14 protein-coding genes and 2 pseudogenes (1 of these 16 only partly in view) are annotated in these 12,666 nt (G+C 66.9%); 11 read left to right on the top strand and 5 right to left on the bottom strand.

Annotation, left to right across the window (positions count from 1 at the left end; all coding sequences use genetic code 11):
- A protein-coding gene (gene dps, locus HN018_RS03260) for a DNA starvation/stationary phase protection protein Dps (RefSeq protein ID WP_171836401.1) crosses the window boundary here: on the top strand, positions 1 to 3 show its final stretch. Its footprint begins 534 nt before the window's first position; the window shows 3 of its 537 coding nt (coding positions 535–537); its start codon lies off the left edge, out of view; it ends in the stop codon at positions 1 to 3.
- 78 nt (positions 4 to 81) lie between these two features.
- On the opposite strand, the gene HN018_RS03255 is transcribed toward dps, so the two are convergent.
- Genes HN018_RS03255 through HN018_RS03245 form a run of 3 tightly spaced genes read right to left on the bottom strand, consistent with a single transcriptional unit; the run spans position 82 to position 2,438 of the window.
- On the bottom strand, positions 82 to 603 hold the full coding sequence (locus tag HN018_RS03255; RefSeq protein WP_408886783.1) for a DUF192 domain-containing protein: 522 nt from the start codon (positions 601 to 603) through the stop codon (positions 82 to 84).
- Entirely contained in the window at positions 603 to 1,769 is a 1,167-nt protein-coding gene (locus tag HN018_RS03250; RefSeq protein ID WP_171836402.1) for an acetoin utilization protein AcuC, read from the bottom strand. Before HN018_RS03250 ends, HN018_RS03255 begins: the two co-directional genes overlap by 1 nt.
- A gap of 6 nt (positions 1,770 to 1,775) precedes the next feature.
- The gene (locus tag HN018_RS03245) at positions 1,776 to 2,438 is read right to left on the bottom strand and encodes an MBL fold metallo-hydrolase (protein ID WP_171836403.1); all 663 of its coding nucleotides are present in this window, start codon (positions 2,436 to 2,438) and stop codon (positions 1,776 to 1,778) included.
- 103 nt (positions 2,439 to 2,541) lie between these two features.
- Between HN018_RS03245 and HN018_RS03240 the strand changes: the two genes are divergently transcribed.
- From HN018_RS03240 to HN018_RS03210, 8 genes and pseudogenes are all read left to right on the top strand, one after another.
- Positions 2,542 to 2,895: an XdhC family protein gene (locus HN018_RS03240; RefSeq protein WP_171836404.1), complete on the top strand. Its 354-nt coding sequence runs from the start codon at positions 2,542 to 2,544 to the stop codon at positions 2,893 to 2,895.
- Entirely contained in the window at positions 2,892 to 3,638 is a 747-nt protein-coding gene (locus HN018_RS03235; RefSeq protein WP_171836405.1) for an XdhC family protein, read from the top strand. Before HN018_RS03240 ends, HN018_RS03235 begins: the two co-directional genes overlap by 4 nt.
- Positions 3,639 to 3,645: 7 nt before the next feature.
- On the top strand, positions 3,646 to 4,317 hold the full coding sequence (locus tag HN018_RS03230; protein ID WP_171836406.1) for a nucleotidyltransferase family protein: 672 nt from the start codon (positions 3,646 to 3,648) through the stop codon (positions 4,315 to 4,317).
- 66 nt (positions 4,318 to 4,383) lie between these two features.
- Positions 4,384 to 4,734, top strand: coding sequence for a RidA family protein (locus tag HN018_RS03225; RefSeq protein ID WP_171836407.1), 351 nt, complete (start codon positions 4,384 to 4,386; stop codon positions 4,732 to 4,734).
- Between the two features lie 283 nt (positions 4,735 to 5,017).
- Positions 5,018 to 5,713, top strand: a complete 696-nt coding sequence (locus HN018_RS03220) for a CHAP domain-containing protein (RefSeq protein ID WP_171836408.1) — start codon at positions 5,018 to 5,020, stop codon at positions 5,711 to 5,713.
- 52 nt (positions 5,714 to 5,765) lie between these two features.
- Positions 5,766 to 6,044: pseudogene (locus HN018_RS28560) on the top strand (SH3 domain-containing protein); the annotation flags it as partial.
- Positions 6,045 to 6,258: 214 nt separating this feature from the next.
- On the top strand, positions 6,259 to 6,696 hold the full coding sequence (locus HN018_RS28555; protein WP_239479369.1) for a hypothetical protein: 438 nt from the start codon (positions 6,259 to 6,261) through the stop codon (positions 6,694 to 6,696).
- A gap of 109 nt (positions 6,697 to 6,805) precedes the next feature.
- Positions 6,806 to 9,292, top strand: coding sequence for a hypothetical protein (locus HN018_RS03210; protein WP_171836410.1), 2,487 nt, complete (start codon positions 6,806 to 6,808; stop codon positions 9,290 to 9,292).
- Between the two features lie 15 nt (positions 9,293 to 9,307).
- Here the strand turns inward: HN018_RS03210 and HN018_RS28550 are convergent.
- Together HN018_RS28550 and HN018_RS03200 are read right to left on the bottom strand one after the other, a co-directional pair.
- Positions 9,308 to 9,877: pseudogene (locus HN018_RS28550) on the bottom strand (nucleotidyltransferase family protein).
- A 30-nt stretch (positions 9,878 to 9,907) separates the two neighbouring features.
- On the bottom strand, positions 9,908 to 10,267 hold the full coding sequence (locus HN018_RS03200; RefSeq protein WP_171836411.1) for a DUF962 domain-containing protein: 360 nt from the start codon (positions 10,265 to 10,267) through the stop codon (positions 9,908 to 9,910).
- A gap of 80 nt (positions 10,268 to 10,347) precedes the next feature.
- Between HN018_RS03200 and bioB the strand changes: the two genes are divergently transcribed.
- The gene (gene bioB, locus HN018_RS03195) at positions 10,348 to 11,349 is read left to right on the top strand and encodes a biotin synthase BioB (RefSeq protein WP_171836412.1); all 1,002 of its coding nucleotides are present in this window, start codon (positions 10,348 to 10,350) and stop codon (positions 11,347 to 11,349) included.
- 60 nt (positions 11,350 to 11,409) lie between these two features.
- Positions 11,410 to 12,645, top strand: a complete 1,236-nt coding sequence (locus HN018_RS03190; protein ID WP_239478977.1) for a multidrug effflux MFS transporter — start codon at positions 11,410 to 11,412, stop codon at positions 12,643 to 12,645.
- Positions 12,646 to 12,666 lie beyond the last annotated feature (21 nt).

The raw sequence follows: 12,666 nt of genomic DNA, 5'->3' as shown, positions 1-12,666 counted from the left end.
TAACACTCGCAACGTCGAGACCAGGACCAGGCCGGGGCATCAGCCCCGGCCTTTTTCATGTCGATTATCCGGTGGGCCAGGCTACCGCTTGGCGGCGAGAGACGCACTTTCGATCGTGTCGCCGACCCCGATCCCGAGCTTTGCGGTCAGTCCACCCTGCAGTTCCAGGGTCGCCTCGACCGTTCCGTGACTGTCGACATTCGCCAGACTGTAGGGGACGGTGTTCTCGGCAATGTGGCCGATCTTCCCGTCCTCGCCGATGAACACCATGTCCTCCGGGACCGGGCAGTTCTTCATCCACATCTGGCTCGGCTGCGGCGTCGGCCAGGGAAACAGCATGCCGCTGTCGGCCGGGATCATGATCCGGAACATCAGGCCGACCTCCTGCTGACGCGGCGTCCTCGCTACCTCGACCATGAACTCGTGCCGCTTGCCGTCATGCCCGACGATGGTGAGCTTTTCCTTCGGCAGGACCGGCTGTGCCGCCGTCGGCTCGGCATCCTGCGCCCATGCATGGCCCGCCACCGGCAGCAGAAGCATCGCCGACAAAGCCGCCGGGATCATCCGGCGTGTCGGCCGCCATGGCTGCGTGAAACCCATCATCATCGACTCTCCAGAACAGTCCCGACCAGGTGCCGGATTTCCCGCCGCACAGGACCCTCTCGCGGAGCATCTGCCAAGGTGGTGAACCAGTGCTCCGGCGGATTTCGGCCGGCACCGCGTGGAAACCGCAGCGCCCGCAGCACCGCCTCGGCGGGGGGCGGCAGCACGGGCGGCACCTCGATCCGGTTCAGCACGGCCCACAGCATCGCCCAGCAACGGCCGGTCGAAAACGGGTTGTAGCCGCCGCCGCCGGTCACGATCAGCGGCACGTCGAGCTCGCCGGCAAGGTCGCGCAACGCCCCGACCGCGTCCGCCAAAGCATTGTTCGACAGGCACAGTCGCGAGAGCGGATCCTCCTCCAGCGCGTCGGCGCCGCACTGGATGAACACTGCGTCCGGCCGATGCGCGCGCACCAGTTTCAGGATCGCATCCTGCACCAGCACACGCATCTCGCTGTCGTTCAGCCCGGCCGGCACCGGCAGGTTGCGGGCGCCACCACCACCGCGATCGTCGGCTAGGCCGGTGAAGGGCCAGCGCTTCTCCTCGTGCACGCTGACCGTCAGGACACGGTCGTCATGGGCGAAGGCATCCTGCACGCCGTCCCCGTGATGCGCGTCGAGGTCGATGTAGGCGATGCGCTCGCGGCCGAGCTCCTGCCAGACCATCATCCCGAGCACGACGTCGTTCAGGTAGCAGAAGCCGGATGGCCGATCCGGCCGGCCATGATGGGTGCCGCCGCCCAGGCAATGGACGATGCCGGTTCGGGCGGACGGCCCGGCACTCAGCCTGGCCGCCAGCATCAGCCCACCGGCGCCGGTCATGGGACGCCGATACATCTCCGGGTAGATCGGGTTCGAGCCGACGCCGATCGCGTAGCGGTCCCGTACCGCCTCGCTCACCTGCTGCTCGGCCTCCGCGGTTCGCAGGGCCGCCACGTAGCCTGGATCATGAAAGCGGACGACCTCCGCCGGCTCCGCCATCGGCGCGTCGACGTAACAGGCTGGATCGATCCACCCCATCGCCCGGATCAGGTCGAGCGCCACCGTCACCCGGGGCACCGAAAGCGGATGCCACCGGCCGAACGACGAATGACGGGTGATCTCGCTGCCGATCAAAACCGGTTGCGGACCAGCCGATCGCACTTCCGCCTGGGGAGCGGCCGGCATCGACAGCTACCGCACCAGGAACGGGTTTGTCCGGCGCTCCTCGCCGATGGTCGATCCGGGTCCATGCCCCGGCACGATCGCCATGTCGTCGCCGAGCGTCAGGAGCTTCGACTTCACGTCCGCGAGCAGGCGGGCGCCGTCGCAATACGGGAAGTCGGTGCGACCGACCGAGCCTTTGAAGAGGGTATCCCCGACCAGCCCGAATCGCCGCGCCTCGTCGATGAACACGATATGCCCGGGGGTATGTCCCGGCACGTGCAGCACCTCGAGCCTGCAGCCGGCATAGTTCAGGGCGTCGCCTTCCTCCAGATACCGGTCGGGCGTGACGTCGTGCATGGCGGGAAGCCCGTACTCGGCCGCCTGCTTGCTGATCCCCGTCAGCAGGAAGGCGTCGCGCCTGTCCGGTCCGATCACCGGCACATGGCTGCCGTCGGGTAGCGTCGGCAGCGCATCACGCAACTCCGCCGCCCCGCCGGCATGATCGAGATGGCCATGCGTCAGCAGGATCGCCTCGATCGTGACGCCGTTGGCGCGGACCCGGTCCAGGATCTTCGGCACGTCGCCACCCGGATCGACGACGACGCCGCGTTTGCTCTCCTCGTCCCACAGGATCTGGCAGTTCTGCTGGAACGGCGTCACGACGACGATCTCGAGTTTTGGCGTTGGCACGAACCCGTGCTCCCTTCGGCTTCCACTGCGTTATGGCGGTTGGCGAGCCTGCGATCCAGGCGGTCGGCCATCACCATCGCCCGAGCCATTCGAGGGCCTGCACATGCCTGTACCTCCAGACCTCATCGTCGACGACCCGCTGGCCGTGGCCGCTCGCTGGCATGCCGAAGGCGAAGCGGTGGCGCTGGCGACGGTGACCGAAACCTGGGGCAGTTCCCCGCGGCCACCGGGCAGCCGCATGGCGATCAGCGCATCCGGGCGGATCGCCGGGTCGGTCAGTGGCGGCTGCGTCGAGTCTTCGGTCGTAGAGGCGGCATTGGAAACCCTGTCGGACCGGCAGCCGAGGCTGCTGTCGTACGGGGTCAGCGACAGCAGCGCCTGGTCGGTCGGGCTGGCGTGCGGCGGCACCATCCGCGTGTTCGTGGAGTTGCTATCGGCGGAGACGGCAGGCCGATGACCCCGGACACGCTCGGTCTGCTGGCCCTGTCGCAGCAGGAACGGCGACTGGCGGTGCTGGTCACCCGGATCCCGGATGGCGCGCAGCTGCTGCTTCTGGAGCGCGACGGCATCCTGGCAGAAGCTGACGACGCCGATCATACCCGCCTGCCGCTCGGGCAGTTGATCACCGCGGCCACCGACGCCGCGCGGTCGGACCGGAGCCGGATCGCGACGATCGAGGCGCAGGACTGGTTCCTGCACGTGCATGCTCCTCCGCCCCGACTGCTGCTAGTGGGCGCCGTGCACATCGCCCAGGTGCTGGCGCCACTGGCCCGGGTCGCCGGACTGGCCGTGAGCGTGATCGATCCGCGCGAGAGCTTTGCCACGATGGAGCGGTTCCCCGGCACCGATCTGGTGACCCTCTGGCCGGACGAGGGACTGCGAGCGTTACGCGTCGATCGCCATACCGCCATTGTGACGCTGACCCATGATCCCAAGCTGGACGATCCGGCGCTCGATATCGCGCTGGGTAGCCCCGCCTTTTATATCGGAGCGCTCGGCTCGCGAAAGACGCAGAATTCCCGCCGCGCCCGCCTGCTCGAGGCCGGCTTCGGTGAGGACGCAATCGCCCGTGTACGCGGACCGGTCGGCCTGCCGATCGGCGCGATCGGCGCCAGCGAGATCGCGCTGTCGATCCTGGCCGAGATCGTGGCGGTCCGGCGCGGCGGTGCGCTGGCGCGGCGAAGCGACTGGCCGGCATGAGCATGGCGTGCAGAACCGGCCGGACGCCTTTGAGTCTAGCCTGACCATGGGTCGTATCGGCGGCCTGATCCTGGCGGGGGGTGCCGGGAGACGTGCGGCTCCATACGACAAGTTGCTGACACACGATGCGTCCGGGCAACCGATGATCATGCGCACGATCGCGCAGGCGCGTGCGAGCAGGCTCGACCGGCTGGTCGTGGTGCTCGGCCATGATTCCGAGCGGATCAGGCGCGTGGTGGAGGCGGGTGACCCGTCATCTTCCGGCATCGCGCCCTGCGTGGTGCTTGCCGAGGATCATGCAGAAGGGATTGCGGCCAGCCTCCGATGCGGCATCGCCTGCGCGATACGTGATGACTGGGATGCGGCGATGATCTGCCTGGGCGACATGCCGCTGGTGACCTCGATTCTGATCGATCGCCTGGTCGACACATATACTGATGCAACGACCCGGCCCGACGCGGTGCTGCCGCTGGTCGATGGCCGCCGCGGCAATCCGGTGCTGTGGAACCGAAAAGTGTTCCCCGACCTCCTCGCGCTGACCGGCGATACCGGGGCCCGGTCACTGCTGTCGCGGCCTGCGATGCGCATCCTGTCGGTCGAGACCGACGAGGCGGGAGCGTTGCAGGATTTCGACACACCGGAGCGGCTTGCAGCGTTCGCAGCCCTGCACGGGCGTTGACCGGTGCCGTCGTCACCGCCAGAGATGCCGGCATCCATACCGCCATCCGACCAGCAGGAGCACACCATGGCCAAGATCATCCGGACCGAGCCGAACCCGATCCTCTCGAAGGCGGTTGAGTATCACGGCTTCGTCTTCACCCAGGGCATGGTTGCGCGCAACCTGGGCCTCGATATCGCCGGCCAGACCAGTGACATCCTGTCCCAGCTCGACGAACTGCTCGATCACCACGGGACCGACAGCACGCGCATCCTGCAGGCGCAGATCTGGCTCAAGGACATCAACGACCGCGAGGCGTTCAACGCTCTGTGGCAGGCCTGGCTTCCGGCGGACGAAGCGCCCGCGCGCGCCTGTGTCCAGGCCGTGATGGCCAATCCGGCGATGCTGGTCGAGGTCATGCTTATCACGACAAAGTGATTCCGGAATCGATCCGGAGTTATGTTGATTTTAAGCAACATGTGCTGCCCACTCGTGGCAGCCATGCAACAGACTATGATCATTTCGGGTTCGAGCTGGTCTAGAATCGTGTATCTTGTTCATGATGTGCGGCGCTTAGGACGATTATCCTAAAGTTCTGTGTCTCGAACGGCTCTATCCGTCGAAAATCCCATTAATCGACGACGTGTCCATCCGAGCCGTTGCCACGGTTGCATCTTGGTTGTTACGACCAGTTCACGACGTGGTGAGGCTGGAGGCCGGGATGCAGTTGGGCGCGATCAAGAAGCTGGTTCGGGGAACGATTTTCGCCACCACCTGTCTTTTCCTGCTTCCGTCGGCCCATGCCTCCGCGCATTCCCGTCATCGCTCGAGCCACCACGGTGCCCGCCACTATGCTGCGGGCGGCGGCTCGGTCATCCAGTGTGTCGCGTTCGCGCGGTCCAATTCCGATGTCGTCCTGTCCGGAAACGCAGTGAACTGGTGGCAGAATGCCGAGGGCGTCTACGCGCGCGGCATGGCCCCGGAAGTGGGCAGCGTCCTGAACTTCCGTGCCAATGCCCGCATGCGCCTGGGACACGTCGCCGTCGTGACCAGCGTCGTCGACAGCCGCACCATCCAGATCGACCAGTCGCACTGGAATGCGCGCGGCATCAGCCGCGATGTCTCGGTCGTCGATGTGTCCGAGAACAACGACTGGACCGCGGTGCGGGTCGGCATGGGCCATGACGCCAACTACGGTAGCATCTATCCCACCTACGGCTTCATCTATGCCCGTCCGGACACCACCGGCCGCATCATCACCGCGCGGAGCGACGTCATCGTGCCGCGCCTGGGCAACAGCGCGCCGTCCGACCTGCGGGCCGGAACCGAAGTCGCCGAGATGCCGATCATGGCGGATGGTGCGAGCCTCTCCGCCGGCGGGCTGTCCGACGATGCCCCGAACCGCGGCCTGCGCTAGCCGACCCTGATCCGGGACTGATCGGACCGAGGCCGTCCCTACTCCTGCCGTAATGCCGGACAATCCTCGTCGTCTGAGCGGGACGAGGACCATGATGACCATTCGAACTCTTGTCGGCACCGGTGCGGCTCTGCTGATCGGTTTGACCGTCCTCGGGCGACCGGCCCAGGCGGTTCCGGGTTATGTGGACCAGCCGATCAACCTGCGCGCCGGACCTGGCACGGATTATCCCTGGATCGCCTCGTTGCCGCAGGGCACGCCGACCGAGATCTTCGGCTGCCTGCCCGGATGGAGCTGGTGCGACGTGGCGACCGAAGGCCTCCGGGGCTGGGTCGCCGGTCCCGGATTGCAACTCGTCTATGATGCGCAGGACGTGCCCCTCGAAGGATATGGCGCCCAGCTCGGACTGCCACTGATCGGCTTCGATTTCAGCAACTACTGGGGGCGCTATTACCGCGGGCGCTCCTGGTACAGCCAGGTCGACCGCTGGCACGGCCAACCTGGACGGGGTGGTGATTTCGGCGGCGGACCCCGCGGTGGCTACGGTGGCGGAGATCACGGCGGCGGTCAGGGCTGGAACGGCAGGCCCGGCGGCGGGCCGGGAAATGGTGATCACGGTGGCCGGCCTGGTGGTGGCGACCATGGTGGTGGTCGACCCGATGGCGGCGGACAGCCGGGTGGCGGCGACCACGGTGGTGGACGACCCGGTAGCGGCGGACCGCCGGGCATCGGCGACCATGGTGGTGGGCGACCCGGTAGCGGCGGACCGCCGGGTGGTGACCATGGTGGCGGACGACCTGGTGGTGGCGGACCGTCAGGCGGCGGCGACCATGGTGGTGGGCGACCTGGTGGCGGTGGACAGCCGGGTGGCGGCGATCACGGTGGTGGTCGACCCGGTGGCGGCGGACCGCCGGGCGGTGGCGATCACGGTGGCCACAATCAATAACCGTAGGGGGCCAGCCGCACGGACGGGTGGCCGCTGACAAGACCAGCCGGTCAGCGGGTCGCGAGCCGACAAGACAGTTGCTGGAGACGGCGTCTCCAGCGGTCGCTTTCCGGCAGCCGGCGTCATCCGCCGGCGTCCGATCGATAATGGACACCGGCCGCCGGATCGCGTCCCATCCGTCGTCCGCCGCCGACGACGAGGCCCATTTAACGATGCTGTCCGACCCCCTGCACCAGCCCGATGCCACCCTGCTGCACGATGGCGCAGTCATGATCAGGGGCCATGGCCGGCTTCATCCGCTGACACTGGGCGGCGAGCCGGTGCGGACCTTCGCTCCGGGCTGGCAGGCCGGCGCACTGTCCCGCCTGTTCCAGCCGATCCTGTTGCTGGAATTCAGCGACGGATCCGGCAGCACCGGTGTGTGGCTGCTCGATGCCGGTTTCCGTCACCTGCATGCGAGCCTGGCTGCCCTGACGCCGGATCTGCGCGGCCAGATCGCGGACATCCTCGCACCCATCCTGGACTGGTTGCGCAACGACCGGCTTGCGGACGGCCAACCCGAGGCGGTCGCGGCCTTCCTTTCGCTGCAGCCGCAGCTGCGCCGTGAACTCGAGGCGCTTTGCCTGACCGCTCCCGATGCGCCGCAGCCCCGCCCTGCCCCGCTCGACAACCGCCGTTTCGCCACCCGGCCAGCTTCGTTGCCTGCGGATCATACCCTGGCCGTGCACGGTGAGGATGGCAGGCCCGAGATGATAATCGGCGCAACCGGCCTCATCGTGCTGCAGGGCGATGCGCCGGCAGTGTTGAATGCGGGCTGGAGTGCCGCATGTGTCTGCGTGCTGATGTTCCCGACCCTGATCCTGGAGCTGAGCCATGAGAACGGGGAAACGGCGGTCTGGTATCTGGACCATGACGGGCGCCTGATCGGGCATCAGGCGAACGCGTTGCATCCGACCGCGCGCAGCCGGCTGGCCCGTACGGTCAGGCCACTGTTCGACCGACTCTGGGACACGCTCCTGCTGCAGCCGGCGAACGATCTGACCGGAAGGTTAATCCGCTTCCTGGCCATGGCGGAGGTAATCCGCCTCGATCTGCTGGCGCTTATGCTCGACAGCCGGGCCGACCTCGGGATCGCCGTGCCGACGCAGGTCTGGACACTGACCGACACGCTGCCCCGCAACCTGGGCTACATCGTCGAGACACGGAGCGGTGCAGTCGTTGCACTTGATCCCAGGCATGCGCTGGCGGCATGCCTGAGGTCGCTGCAGGAGAACTTCATCGAGCTGATGATCGACGGGGAGACCGGATGGCCGTCACCGGTCGATGGCGTCCTGATCCGGACGCGGCTGGAGCCGCTGTATTTCGACCATTTGTGCTTCGCGTATCGGCTCCATGATCCGCGCCACGACCTCACCTTCTTTGTCGTGGCACTGGAATGGCACTTCCGGACCTTCGGCCTGTATTTCCCCGGAACCGACCTGCTGGTCACCGCCGACGAAGCCAGTGGCACCCGCACCCGCCACTATTGTCTCGATTTCGTCGCCATGATCCAGCGTCACCTGGCGGTCTATGGCCAGAGCATCGCGATCGGCCAGGCAAGGGCAAGGACCCACGGCGACGGTGTGCACGGCCCACTGGTGCAGGCATTCCGCGGCGAGCCGACCCTGCATATCGGCCACTATCTCTGGCAGGACCTCACCGGGCTGGATGAACTGGTCCGCCGGGTGCCGGTGCAGAAGCTGCCGCACTGCCTGGTGTTCGACAGCCACATGCAGGCCGAGATGTATGGTCCGATCGACCGGATCTACCCGCAGCTCGAAGGCCGGGTGATCCGCCGCAACAGCTCGTTCGACCACAGCATCCGCACCTTCTACGAAACCGGAACGCGGGTGATGAAAATCACCCGGATGGTCGTCGTGCGCAGCGTCGGCGAACATGTGATGGACGCGATCAGGAACGACCCGGCCTGGACCGACGAGTGCGCGGAAGCCGATGCGATCGGGCTCGAAATGCCCGTCATCCTGATCGGCCTGCGCGTTGGCAATCGCACCATCGAGGACCAGGCCGGTTTCTGCAGCCGACTGGTCGCCGACATCGTCGAGACGTTCGCCCCGGTCCGACCGGTGATCGTGCTGGACGGGCACAATGCGGCGGCCGAAGGCACCACCTATCGCAGCGTGGCCGACGACCGCCCCGGGGTGCAGCCATTCGTCGAGACGGAGCGGGCGATCGCCCGGATCCTTGCCGCGACCTGCAGCGAACTCGGCGTGCGCCTGGTCGACACGATCGGCAGGCCAGTGGCAGTCAGCCTGATCTGGTGCCAGCGGGCACAGTTCTTTGTCGCACCCTGGGGCGCGGCACTGGCGAAATACCGATGGATCTGCAACCGGCCGGGCCTGGTCATGACCGGCCACTGGAACATGCGCGAGCGCGGCGACCTGGACATCTACCATACGCCCCGGATCATGGAGCATCCGTCGGAGCTGCAGTTCGTGCCGGCCGAACTGGTCGAGGATACGATCGTCGCCGGCGAGCCCCCCGACCGGGCGAATTTCCGGGTCGACGAGCCGAAGGTGTTCGCCCTCGTGCGGCGCCTGGCCCACGATTACAGCGTCGGCCCGGTCTCCGGCTGAAGCCAACGGAACGGCTTATGGCGCCGCCGTCGCGTCCTTCACTTGAAGGCACGGCCAGGATGAGAGCCAGCCCTTCGCCTCGATCCGCTGCAGATACTGTGGGTGCTTCGCGCCCCGGAAGCAGGGGGTGGGCCTGAGAACCAGTCCGAAAAGATCGGCCAGGCCGAACGGCGCACAGACTTCGAAACCATCCTGCGTGATCCGACGGACCGAAACGGCCGTCGCCGTCTCCGGCCAGCGGCGCATGGCATCGACCGTTGACCGGTAGGGTGGATCGCCGTTGCGCACATGCATGCGGGCCTGGTTCTTGACGGACCAGTCGATCGTCGGATCGAGCCGCGCGAGCATCGCCATGATCCATGCGTCCACCTGCGGCCCGTCCTGGCGGCGGTCGAACTACAGCACGTCGACATCACCGTGGACATCGCCGGCCTGACGGCCGTGCAGCGCATCCCAGACCGCATTCCTGACGAACCCCGCGCCGACCCAGCAATCGGGCAGGTCGAGCTTCCGGACCAAACCGAGAATGTGCCATCTCCGGCGATCCTCGCGCAGCAGCGCCTCGAGCAATGCAGCATCGGCCACGCCCTGCACCATCGGCTCAGGATTGGCCGTTCATCGATGCGGATCGAGCCCGGCCTTCTCGAGATGCGGGCCAAGCCGCCCGGTCAGCATGAGTGCCGCCATGCGTGCATCGCTCAGCAGCGCCCAGACGGGATGGCCGAACGTTGCCGGCTTGTTTCCCTCCAGGCCGAAATGCGCGCCCCAGGCCGCACCGTATCCGACCAGCGGGGCCATTGCCGCCAGCCGCCAGTCGCGGCGGAAGATCGAGGTCGCGACCAGGGCCACGGCGGTTGCGGTGCCTGCACAATGCACCGCACGGGTCGCCGGCCTTGCGTGGGCCCGCAGGTAGCGGGGCCAGAACTCGGCGTAGGTCGGCTCGCGCGACAGGGTTTCGGTAATTGGTTCCGGCATGATTGGCACCTTCCCGTTCCCGGCCTGCTTGTGGCACATGAACCGACGACTACGAGCCTCGCGGCCCCAGGAGACGGATCATGCCAGACGGCGCTCTCGATCGCACCACCTCGTCCACCGGGTTTCCGGGTGGCGGGCTGGCACCCATCCGGCACGACTGGACCCGAGACGAAGTCCGGGCGCTGATGGCATTGCCGTTCCCCGACCTGATGTTCCAGGCCCAGGCAACCCACCGGGCGCATTTCGATCCGCGCGACGTGCAGATCTCGACGTTGCTGTCGATCAAGACCGGTGGTTGCCCCGAGGATTGCGCCTACTGCCCGCAGAGCGCCACGCACGAGGCGCCGATCAAGGCGACCCGCCTGATGGCGGTGGATGCGGTGCTCACCGAGGCACGCGCGGCCAAGGCGGCCGGGGCCAGCCGGTTCTGCATGGGGGCTGCCTGGCGTTCGCCGAAGGACCACGACCTCGAGACCGTCTGTGCGATGGTTGAGGGAGTGAAGGCGCTCGGCATGGAAAGCTGCGTCACGCTGGGCATGTTGAACGAGGCCCAGGCTACCCGCCTGCACGAGGCCGGACTCGACTACTACAACCACAATCTCGATACCTCGCCCGAGTTCTACGGAACGATCATCACCACCCGCACCTATCAGGAACGTCTCGACACGCTCGATCATGTGCGCGATGCCGGCATCAACGTTTGCTGCGGCGGCATTGTCGGCATGGGCGAGACCATCGACGATCAGGCCGGGTTGATCGCCACGCTGGCGTCGCTGCCGAAGCATCCGGAGAGCGTGCCGATCAACATGCTGGTCCGCGTCGCCAACACCCCGCTGGCCGAGGCAATGGCGGTCGATCCCATCGACTTCGTGCGTGTGCTTGCCGCAGCCCGCATCACCATGCCTACCAGCCACGTGCGCCTGTCCGCCGGCCGCGAGGGCATGAGCGACGAGACGCAGGCACTGTGCTTCCTGGCTGGCGCCAACTCGATCTTCTACGGGGAGAAGCTGCTCACCACGCCCAACCCGGCGGAGAACCACGACATGCAGCTGCTTGCACGACTTGGCATGCGGCCGGCCTGAGACCGACCCATATCTGTCGCGATGTCGGTCACGCTGCCAGGACGGAAGCCAGAGAACAGAATGCGGCGTGGGCGGCTGCGCAGCTTCCGGATCATGCGCCGGCAGGGCACCGTACCGTCGCCGCTGCTGATCACGGTTTTGCTGGCCTTGCTGACCGCGGTCGGGCCGATCTCGACCGACATGTATCTGCCGGCATTCCCGGCGATGCGGCTGGCCCTGAACGCGCAGCCCGGCCAGACTCAGATGACGCTGGCAGCCTGGTTCCTCGGGCTCTCGATCGGCCAGATCACCCACGGCCCGCTCGCGGATCATTATGGCCGGCGCCCGCCGCTGCTTTTCGGGACAATGCTCTACACCCTGGCTTCGATCGGCTGCGCGCTATCGTCCACGATGAACGACCTGTCCTGGTGGCGGCTGTGGGCAGCGTTCGGGGGCGCGGCCAGCCTGGTGATCCCGCGTGCGGTGATCGCCGACGTGGTCAAGGATGGTGCCGAGGCCGCGCGCATGCTCGGCCGCATGGTGATGGTGATGGGAGTGGTGCCGGTGCTCGCGCCGACACTCGGTGGGTTCATCACCGAATACTGGAACTGGCGCGGCATCTTCTGGGTCGCGGCCGGTTATGGCGCGCTGTGCACCGGGCTGATCTACGTGTTCCTGCCCGATACGCTGCGTGCCCACCGGCATTCGCGGCTACGGCCGACCGAGGCGTTGATCCACTACATCATGGTCTGGCGGGAGAAGTCGTTCCGCGCGCACGCGCTCGAGGGCGGATTCGGCACCTTCAGCCTGTTCGCGTTTCTGGGCGGGGCGCCGGCGGTGTTCCTGCTGCGTTACCATCTATCGCCGGCGAAGTTCGGTGCCGTGTTCATCCTGAATGCGATCGGCTACATCGTCGGCGTCCAGTTCAATGCCCGGCTGATCAGCCGCTTCGGCCCGGACAGGATGCTGACCGGCGGCTCCGTCGCGCTGATCGCCACCACCATGGCGATGCTGTTCATGACGGTGTTCCGGCTCGGCGACTCGCTCGGTATCGCGATCGGCATGATGGGATGCATGGCGGCACTGGGGTTCGTGCTTCCGGGTGCGGCGCTGGGGTCGGTCCTGAACCATGGCCGTACGGCAGGCGCCGCATCGGCGCTGTACGGTACGATCGTGTTCTTCATCGGCGCGATCAGCACGATCCTGGTCGGCTGGATCGGGTCGGAAAGCCCGGTCGCGATGACCAGCCTGATGCTGGTCGGCGCGCTGCTGGCGTTCGTGTGCGACCGGTTCCGGCCACGACCGAAGACGGCCTGAGACCGGGCCTACGGAGCGTTC

Source organism: Lichenicola cladoniae, from assembly GCF_013201075.1.
GTDB lineage: Bacteria > Pseudomonadota > Alphaproteobacteria > Acetobacterales > Acetobacteraceae > Lichenicola > Lichenicola cladoniae.
Note: the sequence above shows the minus strand (reverse complement) of the source record. Positions and strands in the feature narration are given on the sequence as shown.

Excerpts from the sequence above, each read along its gene's own strand:
- HN018_RS03210 (WP_171836410.1), top strand. The coding sequence starts at position 6,806 with ATGGACACCGGCCGCCGGATCGCGTCCCATCCGTCGTCCGCCGCCGAC.
- HN018_RS03190 (WP_239478977.1), top strand. The coding sequence starts at position 11,410 with ATGCGGCGTGGGCGGCTGCGCAGCTTCCGGATCATGCGCCGGCAGGGC.
- bioB (WP_171836412.1), top strand. The coding sequence starts at position 10,348 with ATGCCAGACGGCGCTCTCGATCGCACCACCTCGTCCACCGGGTTTCCG.
- HN018_RS03255 (WP_408886783.1), bottom strand. The coding sequence starts at position 603 with ATGATGGGTTTCACGCAGCCATGGCGGCCGACACGCCGGATGATCCCG.
- HN018_RS03200 (WP_171836411.1), bottom strand. The coding sequence starts at position 10,267 with ATGCCGGAACCAATTACCGAAACCCTGTCGCGCGAGCCGACCTACGCC.
- HN018_RS03250 (WP_171836402.1), bottom strand. The coding sequence starts at position 1,769 with ATGCCGGCCGCTCCCCAGGCGGAAGTGCGATCGGCTGGTCCGCAACCG.
- HN018_RS03220 (WP_171836408.1), top strand. The coding sequence starts at position 5,018 with ATGCAGTTGGGCGCGATCAAGAAGCTGGTTCGGGGAACGATTTTCGCC.
- HN018_RS03225 (WP_171836407.1), top strand. The coding sequence starts at position 4,384 with ATGGCCAAGATCATCCGGACCGAGCCGAACCCGATCCTCTCGAAGGCG.
- HN018_RS03235 (WP_171836405.1), top strand. The coding sequence starts at position 2,892 with ATGACCCCGGACACGCTCGGTCTGCTGGCCCTGTCGCAGCAGGAACGG.
- HN018_RS03240 (WP_171836404.1), top strand. The coding sequence starts at position 2,542 with ATGCCTGTACCTCCAGACCTCATCGTCGACGACCCGCTGGCCGTGGCC.